A 14,730-nucleotide genomic window follows, 5' to 3' on the forward strand; every position below is an offset into this window, starting at 1 on the left:
AGTGTAAGTAGTTAATTTGACTGAAAAATTTTGGCATGTTTCTTGTTATTTAAACAGAATGAAAAATTTTAAAATGTTAACGTTCCTGCTCATTTCATTGTTCACTCTTAGTTCTTTTTCTAAAGAGATTCAAATCCATTATATGAGAAAAGATGGGAAGGCCTCCGATTTTGGAGTCCATGTTTGGGGTGATGCTATCTCTGAAAAAGATCGCACTGTGTGGCCCGAAACAATTGGTTTTAAATCTGAAAAGGTAACCCTTGATCTTGGCGATGGTGAATTCTATTTGATGGTTCATAATAATGGTCAAATTGATATTAATCCAATTCATATCAAAGACCTTGGCGATACTAAGGATATTTATCTTGTCCAAGGGGCCAGTGAATATTTTGATTCTTATGATAAGGCCCTTATGGCCTCTCAAAAAATTTATGATGTACAATTTCGTTGGATTGATCATAAGACCTTTGGGGTGCTTGGCCACTATGATAATCAAGATTATAAGGCCTATCTATATCATAGTGAAACAGGTGATATTCGAGTTTCAGATAAAGATGTCATCGTTGATGGTCAAGTTGACCATGGTTTCGAAATGTCTTTTTCTGGAGACTTTAGATCTGAAAGCGAAGATTTTTATAAGCGCTTTGATTATCTAAGAAGTCACGGTTTTTCAAAAATTACCGGCGACATTAATCAAGAAAGTGCTCGCAATCTTTCTAAAGATCACATCGCCATAGTTATAAGAAATTCACAGGGTGAAATTGTTAAGAGTTCAGGTGTTCATAAGGCCAGTGTTTTAGATGAACTCTTTTATTATAATGGTGATGATTTAGGAAGTGTGGTCACTAAAGAAGGCACTCAATTTAAGCTTTGGGCGCCTACTGCGAAAAATGTTTCAGTTCGTCTTTATCATGAAGATGGTCAGGAATCTTTTGAAACACTGATAATGAATGAAGAAAATGGCGTATATGTGGCCAAGTCAGATCAAGATCTTAATGGAAAATTTTATCTTTATGAGATTACTCAATTTAATCGCGAAAGTGGAAAAATTGAAACTCACTTAGTGACAGACCCATATTCTCTTTCATTGAGTACAAATAGTAAAAAAAGTCAGATTGTTGACTTAGAAAACAGTTACCGTCCACAAGGTTGGGATACCCATACTGTTCGTGAGCACCATACTTTGGTCCATCCTACAGATATGACAATCTATGAACTTCATACGCGCGATTTTTCTATCTTTGATGAAACTGTCCCAGAAAAAATGCGTGGTACTTTTGCGGCCTTTGGACAAAAAAGCTCGAATGGTATGAAGCATTTGTCTGAGCTTGCAAAATCTGGGCTTACACATATTCACTTACTTCCTATTAATGACATGGCTTCAGTAAATGAAAATAAAGATGAGAGGATAGATATATTTAATAAGTATGGAGATATTGAACCTGACTCGCCAGATGCTGAGAAAACAATTTTAGAAGTTCTAGAGTCTCTACCAAAAGATAGTGACAAGCAACAAGCAATCATTGCAAAAATTAAAGATCGCGATGGGTTTAATTGGGGTTATGACCCCCATCACTATATGGCACCTGAAGGGGCCTATGCTACAGATAGTATGGGGGCAGCTAGAGTTCTTGAGCTAAGACAGGCCGTTCAGTCTTTACATGAGTCTGGTTTAAGAGTTATAGCCGATGTCGTTTATAATCATACTTTTGATAACACTGTATTAAATAGAGTTGTCCCAGACTATTTTTATCGTTTAGATCACTTTGGAAATCCCACTAAAGATTCTTGTTGTGTTGATACGGCAAGTGAAAACAAAATGGTAGAAAAGCTGATCTCTGATTCTACTTATAAATGGGTAAAAAACTATAAGTTAGATGGTATCCGCTTTGATCTTATGAATTTTCTAACGAAAGATACAATGAGAGAAGTTCGCAGAAAGCTCGACACACTAACATTGGCCAAAGATGGAGTTGATGGTAAGAAAATTTATCTCTATGGAGAAGGTTGGGACTTCGGTTCTTTGAGATGGCTCTTGCCTAGTGAGACCGTTCACCAATGGGGTGCAGCTTCTTTAAAAATGGGATTAGGAAGTTTCAATTCTACTTTTAGAGATGCCATTAAAGGTAAGGGACAAAATGAGAGAGAGCTCTTTATTGATGACTCTTATTTAACAGATAAAACACATAATAGAGAAACAGTAAAAAATGCATTGAGAGCAACTTTGAATGATTGGAATGGTGGGATCTATAATGAACCGGCCGAATCAATTAATTACTTAACTGCCCATGATAAGGCCACGATGTTTGATCATTTGATGGCAAAAGTTGGAATGTGGGCACCTATGGAAAAAGTTGTTCAAATGCAGCAGATGGGAATCGGTTTTATTTCACTCGCGCAAGGAATTCCGTTTTTTCATGCGGGTGTTGAGATTTTAAGATCAAAATCAGGAGATGAGAATTCGTACAATTCAGGTGATTGGTTTAACCGCCTTGATTTTACTTATACAACAAATAATTGGGCCAAGGGACTCCCTCCAGCATGGCAGGAAGAGAATCTTCATGCGTGGCCAAATTGGAAGGAGAGGCTAACAAGAATACCTGCGCCTTCTAAAGAACAGATCATGGGCAATTTAGAGTGGTTTAAAACGATGTTGCAAACACGTAAAGAGTCTGGTCTTTTTAGAATGCAGACTAAAGAACAAATTGCTCAGAAGTTGTCGTTTAATGATAATGTTCGAAATCAAGTTGGTGACTTTGATCCGCGTCTTCTGGTAATGAAGCTTGATGATAGAGTTGGTCAGAGAATTGATCCCGACAACAAAGGGGCCTATATTCTTTTCAATACATCGTGGCATGATTGGTTAGACTTTTATGATGAGGATATTAAACACAATGATATTAAGCTTGCAAATTCTTTGACTCAATCCCAGGAACCACGTTTAAAACGTCTTCTTGATCAGTCGGGAGCAAAAAGAGACGAAGCTTTTGTGGATAAAAGAGCTGGTAAAATTAGTGTGCCTTGTATGAGTTTAATGGTTTATTTTATGAAATAAAAATAAAGGCCCCAATTAGGGGCCTTTTTTATGAGGCAACTTTTTCAAGATAAGATACGGCCTTTTTAATAGACTTACTCTTTTCGATCAAAACTTTTACTTGTTCATCTGAAAGCTTTTGGCTTCTCTTTAATTCGTTTTGTGTATCATAGAGCATACTAATTGATTTATTGATATCGTGAATTCCTGTTCCTTGCTCAAGAAGGGCACCCAAAATCTCTTGGCCCATTTCACTTGTTAGGTGAGATTGTTGATTGAGATTTATTAATGCGCTTTCACATTGGTTCATCAAATGATTTCCTTCTTTCATATTTACGGAAGTCGTCTTAATGATTTTCTCAATTTTTTGAGTTGTCGATGTTGCAAGCTCTCTAACATTTCTTGTACTTTCTTCAACAATTTGAGCAATTTCAATGGCAGAGTCACCACTTACTTTTGCAAGGTTTCCAATTTCATTGGCCACAACACTGAAGCCTTTACCGTGCTCTCCAGCTCTTGCAGCTTCAACGGATGCATTAAAAGAGAGGAGTTTCGTTTGGAAAACAATGTCACTAATAATAGTTGTTTTATCTCTGATATTTGTGATGGTTTCAGCAATCTTCTCAAGATGTTGACTATTTTCTTTAATTGTTTCAATGATATCACTATTATCTTTTTCAATAATTTTGAAAGACTCGATAAGTTCAGCAATTTTAGATTTACCCTCTAGTGATGTTGAAGCTGCTTGGTTAGACATCTCACTAGAAGTTGTCGCACTATTTTTTGTGGACTCATACATTTGTCTTACTTCGTCTGCGGCACTGGCCATATTCTCTACTGAAGCGGCCTGTTGTTCTGTGGCCACGATGAGTGATTCTGAGCTTTCTGCAATATGTGAGGCAACCTTATCAAGCTCTGTATATTCAGCTTTTAAATTATTAATAACTTTTTTGATAGGAAGAATAAAACTTCTGTACTGAATGATTGAATTCGCAAATGACAGCATAAGGGCAATAACAACACAAATGATGAGACCGATAACAGTCGTCTTCTTTGCTTGGGCAACAGTGTAATTAACGTCATCAATAAAAACACCTGTACCAAGAACCCAACCCCATGGTTTGAACAATTTTACATATGAGATTTTTTCAAGAGGCTCGTTTTGACCTGCTTTTGGTCTAAAGTAACTTATTGGCCCTTCCTCTTTATCTTTGGCAATTTTAACAAATTCTTGATAGAGAAACACTCCATTTGAATCTTTGTATTCTTTCATATTGTTTCCCACTTTCTTTGGTTCTGCACCATGGGCCACAACGTTGTATTCAAGATCTGTTACAAAAAAATAATTGTTACCATTAAAGCGCAAGGCCTGAAGAAGTTCTCTCGCTTGAATTTTGGACTCTTCTTCAGTGATGATTTTTTGCTCAGCATTTTTGTGAATTTTTTCAATCATTGTATAAGCGTTTTCGATAGCGACTCGAATCGCCTCTGTCTTTCCTTTTCTCGCCGTTTGCTCAACAGAGGGAAGGGTGAAGAAAATAATAAGTAAAACAAATGTAATTGAAGATAAGAATGAAAAAATTGAAGCTTGGAAAAATTGTTTCACACGCTCTTTCATAGTCGTTTTATTTATATTTTGCATAGGCCTCCCACAACTGTTCGAGTTTCTATCGTCTATATCTTAAGTTTGCTTAAAGTTTTAAATGATGACTTGCGTCAGGTTTCGGAAGGAGTCTTGTCATGTTGTAAGTGCCTGTATATACGATGTAGTTAAGTGGAATTTGTGTAAAAAATATATGTTGCGGCCGCTTGCTTCATTTTGTTTTCAAAGTGCAACACCTTGTTTACAAAAAGTGCTATAACCCTCCCATGCTTGAAACGAAAAAATATCACATTCATAAAATCCAGCAGGAGTTGGCCAATAGGCAAAGGCATAATCCGCAGTATTCATTGCGTGCTTTTGCTCGAGATATTGGTGTTCATCCTGCGACTTTATCTCAAGTTATGAAGGGAAATAGACCTTTGCCGCTTAAAACATCACATGTCGTTGTTGAAAAGTTGGCCTTGGCACCAAAAGAGAGGACTTTATTTCTAGAGAGCCTCTACCGTTCTAAAACAACTATTGATGATATTAAAATTGATGAAGCTGATGATCGTTTCATGTTGGATGAATCTTATTTTAATGTCATCGCTCAGTGGGAGCATTACGCTGTTCTTACGCTTTTTGATATTGATAGTTTTGACTGTTCTGTTCAAGAAGTAGCAAGAAGGTTAGGGATCTCTGAGCTAAGGGCCGAAGTTGTCCTTGAGAATTTAAAAGTAAGTGGTCTGCTGTCCCTTGAAGATGGACAGTTTAAGAAATCAAAACCTAGAGTAAGAACGACTGAGGATATTAGCAGTCTTGCTCTTAAAGAATCACATAAAGAAACCCTAGAAATGGGGAAATTAAAGCTTGATGAAGTTGAGGTGATGCTTAGAGACTTCTCTGCAATGACGGTTGCAGTTGATCTAGAAAAGCTCACGGAGGCCAAAACCATTATTAGAGAGTTTCGTCAAAAGATGATGGCACTGCTTAGAGATGGTAATAAAACGGATGTTTATCAATTGGCCATCCAATTTTATCCATTAACGAAAACTGAAAAATTAATGGAGATGTAGATGAAAAAACTAATTGGATTAATGGCCCTTCTCTCGATGAGTCCTATCACAAATGCAAAAGAGCCCCTTCTAAACGAAAAAGGAAATGGGGGCGATGTTGTTTATTGTGAAGGAAATATTCATACTCTTGATTCTGTAATCATGATGGAAGAGAGGTACTTCGATATTATTAGGCAAGATCATTATGAAATCTCAATTAAGAGAATTCAAAATCATTTGAAAACGACATTGCCTCTTTTGGAACAAACTCTTAATAAGTTTCTCGATAATTTTAAAACTAAGGGAAATGTTGAAGAGGGAGTGTTTTGGGTAAAAGGCAAACTTAAAAATGTTGCAGATGAGAACCTTTTTGTTGAACTTCCTGGTCGATGTGATGATGAAGTTAAGCAAGTCGTTGTCTTAGTGAAAGAGCCCTTCAAAAGATACTACTATGATGCATCTTTGATCGATCAACTCTCAAAGAATGCAGATGAATTATCTTGGTTGTTTGTTCATGAATGGTTGAGAAATTATGTAAATGATTCTGATGTTATTCGAATTATCAATGCTTATCTGCACTCTGAACAATTCTTTCAAGCAAGTGAAGAAGAAGTGAAAGAGACTCTTATTCGTCTTGGGATTTCATCTGGATACGGACCATTGAGTTCAGAGGAAAAGGCCTCTACTCAAAGATTGAAAGTGATTATTCCTGAACTTGAAGAAAGATTGAACGTAGTTCAGCAGAAGTTAAAAGATTTTAATGAGTCTCACAATAGTAAAGAAAAGAAGAAGATTATTAGTGCACTTAATATGGAAATGGGAAAACTTGAAATGCAGTTCTATATTGCCTTAGTTGGCGAATATTCTTCAATTGATGAAGCTTTGAAAAAGAAATTGGAAATGCTTTATGAATTAAATACGTCGCTTAAAAAAGATGTCTCTGAAAAGTTTAGTTCGTTAAAAAAATAATTTTTAAAGTATTTTAAAGATCAAGGAAATATATTTGAAAAAACTATTTTGGATTTTTGCTTCTTTACTATTTGTAAGTTGCGCTAAAACAAATTTACCTTCTGTTCAAAACAACAGCTTTCTTATTGGGGAAGCTGTTGTTTACGCAAAACATAAGTGGAAGATAAAGACCATTGATGTTGTTTTCATGGACGGGAAAGACGAACAAAGACAAAGCGTGAAAGAGAGCGCTGTTTTGTGGTCAAAGTTTGCCAATATAGATTTTAAATTTCATGACTACGAAGATTTAGAAAAACTAGAAGTTCTCAAAAAATCACACCTCCTTAAAAGTTCGGCCAAAGTTTCATTTTTTGGAAATGCCAATCAAAGTGTCATTGGTCAAAGAGTTGGGGGTCTTAGGGCCTCGATGACTTTGCCAGCTGTTACAGGGGACGTCAGAGCAGATAGAAGAGTTGTTCTTCATGAGTTTGGTCATCTTTTGGGATTAGGGCATGAGCATCAAAACTCAAGAAGCGGTGGCATTTTTGAACCTAAGATGATCAAGCAGATGTGTAGTGATTTTCACCTAGATGAAGATGATTGTTCTCAGCAAATTTTAGGAGAAGTTTCTCAGTATGAGGCCACTCTTAGTGATTATGATGAAAAATCAGTTATGCACTATTCTTTCCACGGGAAATACCTCAAAAAAGGCGAGGATATTGAGGGGAGCAGTGTTATTTCATATGTAGATGCTCTGTATATCTCGATGCTCTATAGGGGCCGCTTTAAAACTAAAACAGAACTTGAAAGCGCCTATCAAGATATGTTGAGTGAAATGTAGGGTAATTGTTTCTTATCTATGGACTCAAAGAGAATTTAGAAGTATAAGTTAAGACTAATGCCTTCTATAACTATTTTTTGGATGAAATATGATCGAAACTAGCCAATTACAGACACTTGTGGCCGTTGCCCGAGCAAAAAGCTTTTCAAAGGCCGCTGAGGATTTGAATGTTACTCAATCTGCTATTTCCCAGTCAATTAAAAACCTGGAAAATAAAATTGAAGTTAAACTTTTCAAGCGCTCTGGAAAAAAAGTTGTCTTAACACCAGAAGGGGAAAAACTATTTTCTCTTGCTGCCGGCTTTTTAACAAACCTAGATGATACCCTTGAAGAAATTCAACACGACAAAGATTCGATGTCTGGTAAGGTTCGTATCGGTACTCTTATTGGTGTTGGTAAGTCTTGGTTGGCCCCTGAATTTCTTGAACTTTCAAAAAATAACCCAGACCTAACTGTTTCAGTTCACCTTGGTTTTCAAGAAGATCTCGTTAGAGAATTTGAAAATTATAGATTAGATTTTCTTATTTTACCGGAGGATGCTCTTCCGAGTGTTGGTGAAAAAGTTTTTCTATCAGAAGAAAAGATCAGTCTTGTGTTTCCAAAGCAACACAACTTTAATATCCACGAAGAAATGACAATTGAAGAGCTCTCAGAGCTTCCAACAATTCTTTTCCAGGAAGAAGATCATCTTTTTCTAAAGTGGTGCCGCGAACGCTACGGCAAAGTACCTAAGAAGACTATTGCTCGTTTTATTGTGAATTCACACGGAAATATGCTTCAGGCCGTAGAGCAAGGGCTTGGTGTTGCTGTTGTTCCTAATCACGTTCTTAAAAGGTCATATTATCGTGACAGAATCGGAACTTTAGGTGGAACTTTCGAAGTATCTAATGGAAAATTTTATATTGTTTATCACAAAGATGCTTTAGAATTGAAGAGAATCACAGAAACATTGAAGAGACTTACAAGCGAAAATAACCCTCTTCTATAATTAAGAGGTTTCTCCTATGAGTACATTGGCCCAATTGCCCAAGCATTTCTCAAGTGACGTTTGGGCCGTATTGCGCGAATTATTCCAACACTCATTTCATGTGACATTAATTGGTGGTGCGACTCGAGATTTTATTATGAATGAGTCGCTTTCCAATGATCTGGATTTTGAAATTCGTCACAAAGATTCTATAGAAGGGGAGAAGTGGGAATATTTTCTCAATAACTTTTTCCAAGAACTATCTAAGAAATTTCCTGTAGAAAAGCTTGCCTATAACGTCTATAAAATTAAATTGACCTCATGTGAATTAGAATTCTCCTCGCCAAGGCTTGAGATTTTCAGGGCCGATGAGCATGGACATTCCAATTTCGATTGTGTTTTTAGCTCTGATCACTCCTATGATAAGGCCTTTAAGCGACGTGATTTTACATGTAATGCAATTGGGTTAGAAATTAGAGGTGAAGCTCCTCAGTCGTGGAATGTCGTTGATCCTTTTAATGGATTAAATGATATTGCTAATAAGCGTCTTCATTATTGCAGTGATGATTTTACTAAAGACCCTGTTCGGTTTTTGAGGGCCATACGCTTTCACTTAAAACTGCAATTTGAACTTTCAAATGCGTTGGTCGCTTCGTTTCGTTCTATGAATCTCATCGGTCTTAGTACGTACTATTTATTTTCAGAAAATAAAAAATCAAATAGTCTTCTTTTTTTCAATGAGTTCTTTCACTATGTGAATAAGTTCGAACTTATTTTATCTAAGACTATGGCGTCACTTTGTTATCTTGGAAATGTGAAGTTTAAATCTGCGAAAAATGAAATTGAAATATTCATGCAAAGTTCTTATCAAGGTCATATTACAAAAGAAGAAATTCAAGAACAGGCCGCGATTTTTGGTATAAAAAAGAAGATTGCTCAGTCTCTCTATACTTTTATGATTAGTCTAAAGAGATTAGATGAAGAATTTCTAGAGTTAATAAAAACTCAAGATTTTCAACAGGTAAAAAATCTTCCGGATTTTCTCTTTGCTCATTCTGTCGTAAATTTTATAGACGCCTATCCGGAATCAGCTGAACTTGCGATGAGTTTAGTTGATAAGAAAGTTTCACTTGGAGATATTGGCGAGATACACATTGAAGTCGAACATTCAGAACGTCATTTGCTCAGAAGTTATCTCTTACTTCGTTCAGGGGCAATTATTACCTAAATAAAATCAAGTGGCCCATTTTGTGCTTAAATGTAACAATGGAGTTGAGGTATGTTTAAAAACCTCAATTCAGGAGGCCGTCGTGGTTGATTTACAATCTATACTTGCAGGTCACCGCTCTAAGCTCGCTAGAGAGAAAAGTAGTGACCAGAACCCTAAGGTTTACTCACCTTCTTTTAGTGAAATTCCCGATATATTTTTTGACGATATTCTTGTCCGCTATAAATTATCGCGCTCAGAAACTCTTGTGCTTATGTATCTATATCGCAAAGTTTGGGCCTCAAATAATATTTTTAAAAAGCATGGCATTTCTCAGCTTTTATCCCATACAGAGATGGCAAACTTTCTAGCACTGCCTATTGAAGATATTCATGTGGCCTTAAGAAAGCTCGAAGAGTACGCATTTATCGAGATCATCCGCTCTGGTCAGTATTTTGTTCGCCGCTATTTCACAAAAGATCTCGATGATCGTTTCGAACAAACTTACGATAACTTTGAAAATTAACTTTAAATTGCCTCAATTCTTAGTCATAATTTAATATGATGTCTATTAAGCATTCAATAAGCTGTGGGAATTATTGGCCCCATTTTTATTATCTGATTGATAGTTAATAATAGTTTTAAGTAGGTATGCTTAAAATTTTTTAATATTGGGAACTTAATGGCCGAGGCTACTGATAAAAAAAAGTACATAACTTATTGTGGCAGTGATAGGGGTTTTTTTGTTCAATTGCAGTCACAATTTGAAAAATCTTATCCGCAGTTTGAATTCGTCTGCGAAACGGTTTTTAATGCCAATTCTAAAAAATATCATACTGTCTATGTGGATATCCTTAATCGCGGTGCCCATATTATTTACGTTGATCTCTCTACAAATGAAGCTTCTCAAAAGTTAATTATCCAAATGCTAAAACGAATGAATCGTCTCACTGGTGCATGTGTTGTTGCACTAGTTGATAATGTTTCTAAAATCCCTTTAGCATGGTCTTCGAATGCTGATTTTTACTTTGTGAAATCTCACGAAACTTTTGGTGTCGTTCATCACCCAATCAATCTTTTATATCCAGAGAGTGCGGCCAAGCATGAGTTCGCCGTTGCAAAGCTTAATAGACCCTATACGGTCCAAGAAGATATGCGTTTGGGATTTTTTGGCCCAGACTATATTCACGCCGAAGGAAATTGTAATTTAGAAATTGGTGATACAGCGGTATTTAACACTCAAATTGATAAACATCTTGTTCCTTCTAAAAAATTTAAGCTCAGGGCAAAGTCTGATAAGAATTTATATTACGATTTCAAAAATTCTTACGATCTTGAAATGGTGTTTTTAGATCCGCCAGAGATTCCTGAAGAAGTTTTAGAAGAGATCAAAAATATCAAAGACCCCATGGAGCGCGATCAAAAGCGTGCAAGCTACGAAAAAGATATTGAATTAAAAAGCGTAGGCTACGCGGATGAGTTGAAGCTTGTTAAAAGAAAATATAAGAAGTGGCTACAAGATAGTATTTACTCTTCTTCTCCAAAAAAGACGAAGATTATGATTGTTGATTTCACAATGGGCTTTATGAATAAAGAAGAAGAGCCTGTGGATCGCTTTCCCTATACGATTCGTTGCTTAGATAAAGTGACCTCAGAGGCCAAAGAAATTGATCAACTTCTTCCTCATATAATCGTTTATAATTTCCCAGACCCTGATGTCGTTACAACTATGGGAACGGAATCTCAAATAGAACAACTAGAGATCATTATTAAAAAGGTAAAATCAACTCCTGATTATCAACCTTTTGTGATTGTATTTAATTGTAAGACTTATTCATCTAAAGCAATTCAAGATAGCTTTCGCTACCCACTTCTAATGGCCAATAGCACGACACTAGATTTGAATCTTGTTGTAAAGATGGCCGAGCTTTATGAGACAAAACATGAGGAAAGAGAAAAGCGACTCATTAAAGATAAGCTTTTAGAGCTAAGAAAAAAAGATCCGGCCAAGTATGGAAAGTGGACGGAGTCTGATCTTCAAGAGCCGCGCTTTTTTGTCAAAAAAACAAATCCTCAAAGTGTTATTTCTCTAGAGCATAAGGTTCAATTGCGATCATTGTCTGAAACTACAATTAGCTTTTCAACTGATAAAGAATTAGAACTCCAGACATATCGTTTTGTTGGGCCAGGGAACTTTTATTTTCGCCTCATACCTATTGACGGGAAGAAGTACCAAAGAGAGAGTGGTAAAAATCTTTACAAAGGTTTGATTCATGGCGTTGACGTGGAAGATATCGAAGAAATTAGACGTTTTGTGAACGCCATTTTCCAATTGAAAGAAACTGAGCTTGCCGAGAAGGAACTCGAAGAATTTATGAAGCTTAACGCAGAGAAATTACAAGAGAAAATCGATTCTGAAGAAGTTGAAGATGACTCAAGTTCATCTGAAGAAGAGAGTTAACACCTTTTTACATAGTCTATTCAAAGCTCCATTTTTTTGCTAAATTTCTTTCATGACTACTCAATTAAAAGAGCAGCTTGCTCACTCACACAAAGAATTGTCTTACCATCCAGTCTATTCCCTCGTGAATGATATGGATACACTACAAATATTTATGAAGTCACACGTATTCGCCGTATGGGACTTCATGTCGCTATTAAAGTCACTTCAAAGAACGATCACTTGCGTTGAACTTCCATGGCGTCCAAGCCCATATCCGAAAGAAGTTGTTCGTATGATCAATGAAATTGTGCTTGGTGAAGAAAGTGATTTAGATTTTGATGGAAACCCTAAAGATCACTTCACCATGTATATTGATGCCATGGAGGAAGTTGGCCTAGATACTTCATTCGTTTTTGATTTTATGAAATCATTGGACTTCGATACACTGACTCCTGCAGTTAGAAATTTTGTTCGCTTTAATTTAGACTTGGCAACAAATGGTGGTGCTCATGAAGTGGCCGCTGCTTTTTTCTATGGGCGAGAAAAACTGATTCCAGATATGTTTACGGCGATCATTGAAAAATTTAGGGCCGCAAATGTTCAAACTAAGGCCTTAGAATATTATTTCGTACGTCATATTGAACTTGATGGGGGAGAACATTCAATTCTCGCTAAAAAGTGCTTAGATGCTCTTTGCAATGGTGACGAGACAAAAGAAGAAGAGGCCCTAAAAGCGGGTTTAAAATCTCTTGAGTTAAGATATGCCCTTTGGGATGAAGTTCAAAAATTCATCCAAACACAAAATAAGGTACAATTCTCTTAGACCGAGTGCAGTACTCGGTCATTCTTTTCTTTTCTTACACATCTTTTAATATCACTCTTTTAGTTTAAGATAATTGTTAGATCAAAATTTCACGGAGGAAATAATGAGACTACCAATGATTGGGTTAGTGCTTACTTCTATCATTATGAGCGTTAGCTCATTTGCCACTAATCAAAACTTCAATAAAAGATTTCAAGTTGTAAGAAATGATGACGGGAAAGTTGTAGAGATCAGAGATGCCTCTTTATCTAGAACATTTTCTATTTGGCCGTACGTTGAATATATCACTGAGGCACTTGAGGCCGAAAAAGACCTAATGGCGCAAAAAGGTGATTATGACTATGAAGTTGAGTCTCTACTTACTGAAAACGCAATGGAGATGGGACTTGTAAACTCTGAAGAAGTTGAAAAAACGATCCTTGCTATGAAGCAGCTTCAAAATATTGATCTTAAAGCTATGCTGCAAGATCCAGCAGTTAATGAAGTTATTAATGGTTTTGAAAAGAGAATTACAGAAGTTCTGGCCGCTTTTAACCCTACGGTTGTAGCACGTCTTGATAATCCGGTTTTTTTCTACCAAAGAAATGTGACTTACCAAGTTCTTGTTTGGGCCTTAGACTTTGCTAGAAAGAAATTAAGCAGTATTCCTGTTCTTAATACAGTTGCTTATATTCTAAAGGAATCTGAAAAACTTATTGCAAATCGTCGTGTCTATCACCAAAACATGCTCCTTCACTACTTTGAAAGAATTGATGCTAAAGAAATTGGTATGACAAATTCCGAGGTTGATTTGGCCTACTCTTCAATCTATGAATCAAGAATTCCATGGTTTGCTATTTGGGAATCAAAAGCTGCAAAAGCTGACTGGGAAAAGTATGGAGTGAATAAATTCTTTGGTGAGTTTAGAGCAGGTTCTACAGTTCTTAGAAATAACAAGTTCAGATACACTTCTACAGGAGAGAGAATCAATTACGCGTTCCAAGAGGCAGTTTACAAAGATGAATCTGTTATTGTGAATCTTGTTAATAAGGAATCTATGCTTAACTCTATGCCAGCGATTAGTTACAGCTATGATGCTCCTAAAAAAGTTAAAAGATTAAGAACGATTCTTCAACTGGGACAACTTGGAATCAGCTTTGTGCCAGTATCTGCAACAATTAAAGATATGGTAACTAAATTTATGAAGTCTTACTATGAAGAGCAGTCGCTAACAGAGGGCGCTCTTTATGCTCACTTTGATTTAGTTGGTAACGACTTTATGAAGTCAGAACTTGTTGAACAAATGGTGAATCCATTCGAAACTGAATTATAAAAAGAAGGCCGGGATTTTAACCCGGCCTTTTTATTTCTTCGACTTAATGTCTTTATTATCTTCTGCTATACTTACTTTCAAACTTCTGCCGTCAACTTCTTTGCCATTCAGTTTTTTTATTGCTTCCTTGGCCTCGTCTTTGTTGAACATTCTAACGAATGCAACACCTGTTTTAAGCTTCGTTTTTTTATCAGTAAGGATATAAACGTCTTTTACTTTTCCAAAAGGTGAAAACAGTCTTTTGATTCCGTCTTCGTCTCTTTTGTAGTTGAGATTCGCAACGTAAATTGTCACATCTCTTTTATCGTATTGAACTTTTGTGTCTTTCTTTTCTTCTTTTTCAAAATCACGATCTTCTTTTAAGAATTTCTTTTTATTTTCTAATTTAATCTTCTTTTGTAAGAACGTGCTCTTTGGCAGCTTATCTTTATCGTTTGTCATAATGACCTCTTAAAATTTGTTTCTGATTGCTTATACTTGAATTTCTCTTTTTGTCACTCTTTTATTTGTGCGCCAAG

Annotated in this window: 12 protein-coding genes; 10 read left to right on the forward strand and 2 right to left on the reverse strand. The window is 36.2% G+C overall.

The window, feature by feature from the left end; all coding sequences use genetic code 11:
- Positions 1–73: 73 nt before the first annotated feature.
- A complete protein-coding gene (locus tag M899_RS11545) occupies positions 74–3,055 on the forward strand; it encodes an alpha-1,6-glucosidase domain-containing protein (RefSeq protein ID WP_021271596.1) in 2,982 nt (993 codons plus the stop codon).
- Positions 3,056–3,083: 28 nt separating this feature from the next.
- Here M899_RS11545 and M899_RS11550 read toward each other — a convergent pair whose 3' ends face one another.
- Positions 3,084–4,676: a cache domain-containing protein gene (locus tag M899_RS11550; protein WP_021271586.1), complete on the reverse strand. Its 1,593-nt coding sequence runs from the start codon at positions 4,674–4,676 to the stop codon at positions 3,084–3,086.
- 227 nt (positions 4,677–4,903) lie between these two features.
- Between M899_RS11550 and M899_RS11555 the strand changes: the two genes are divergently transcribed.
- The 9 genes from M899_RS11555 (at position 4,904) to M899_RS11595 (ending at position 14,212) form a co-directional block, all read left to right on the forward strand.
- The gene (locus tag M899_RS11555) at positions 4,904–5,692 is read left to right on the forward strand and encodes a DUF4423 domain-containing protein (RefSeq protein ID WP_155897197.1); all 789 of its coding nucleotides are present in this window, start codon (positions 4,904–4,906) and stop codon (positions 5,690–5,692) included.
- Positions 5,693–6,640, forward strand: a complete 948-nt coding sequence (locus M899_RS11560) for a hypothetical protein (protein WP_021271610.1) — start codon at positions 5,693–5,695, stop codon at positions 6,638–6,640.
- A gap of 34 nt (positions 6,641–6,674) precedes the next feature.
- Entirely contained in the window at positions 6,675–7,460 is a 786-nt protein-coding gene (locus M899_RS11565) for a lipoprotein (protein WP_021271618.1), read from the forward strand.
- Positions 7,461–7,548: 88 nt separating this feature from the next.
- Positions 7,549–8,448 (forward strand): LysR family transcriptional regulator, encoded by a 900-nt coding sequence (locus M899_RS11570; protein WP_021271662.1) that lies wholly within the window; start codon positions 7,549–7,551, stop codon positions 8,446–8,448.
- Positions 8,449–8,464: 16 nt separating this feature from the next.
- Positions 8,465–9,655 carry a tRNA nucleotidyltransferase/poly(A) polymerase gene (locus M899_RS11575; protein ID WP_021271585.1) on the forward strand — a complete coding sequence of 397 codons (1,191 nt, stop codon included), beginning with the start codon at positions 8,465–8,467 and terminating at the stop codon, positions 9,653–9,655.
- Between the two features lie 82 nt (positions 9,656–9,737).
- Positions 9,738–10,160, forward strand: coding sequence for a hypothetical protein (locus M899_RS11580; protein ID WP_021271671.1), 423 nt, complete (start codon positions 9,738–9,740; stop codon positions 10,158–10,160).
- A 156-nt stretch (positions 10,161–10,316) separates the two neighbouring features.
- Complete coding sequence (locus tag M899_RS11585) at positions 10,317–12,095, forward strand: hypothetical protein (protein ID WP_021271637.1); 1,779 nt, start codon at positions 10,317–10,319, stop codon at positions 12,093–12,095.
- A gap of 52 nt (positions 12,096–12,147) precedes the next feature.
- Positions 12,148–12,900 carry a DUF3050 domain-containing protein gene (locus M899_RS11590; RefSeq protein ID WP_021271605.1) on the forward strand — a complete coding sequence of 251 codons (753 nt, stop codon included), beginning with the start codon at positions 12,148–12,150 and terminating at the stop codon, positions 12,898–12,900.
- A 103-nt stretch (positions 12,901–13,003) separates the two neighbouring features.
- Entirely contained in the window at positions 13,004–14,212 is a 1,209-nt protein-coding gene (locus M899_RS11595) for a hypothetical protein (RefSeq protein ID WP_021271592.1), read from the forward strand.
- A 30-nt stretch (positions 14,213–14,242) separates the two neighbouring features.
- Here M899_RS11595 and M899_RS18580 read toward each other — a convergent pair whose 3' ends face one another.
- Positions 14,243–14,653 carry an RNA recognition motif domain-containing protein gene (locus M899_RS18580; RefSeq protein WP_021271657.1) on the reverse strand — a complete coding sequence of 137 codons (411 nt, stop codon included), beginning with the start codon at positions 14,651–14,653 and terminating at the stop codon, positions 14,243–14,245.
- Positions 14,654–14,730 lie beyond the last annotated feature (77 nt).

It is taken from the genome of Bacteriovorax sp. BSW11_IV (assembly GCF_000447755.1).
Taxonomy (GTDB): domain Bacteria; phylum Bdellovibrionota; class Bacteriovoracia; order Bacteriovoracales; family Bacteriovoracaceae; genus BSW11-IV.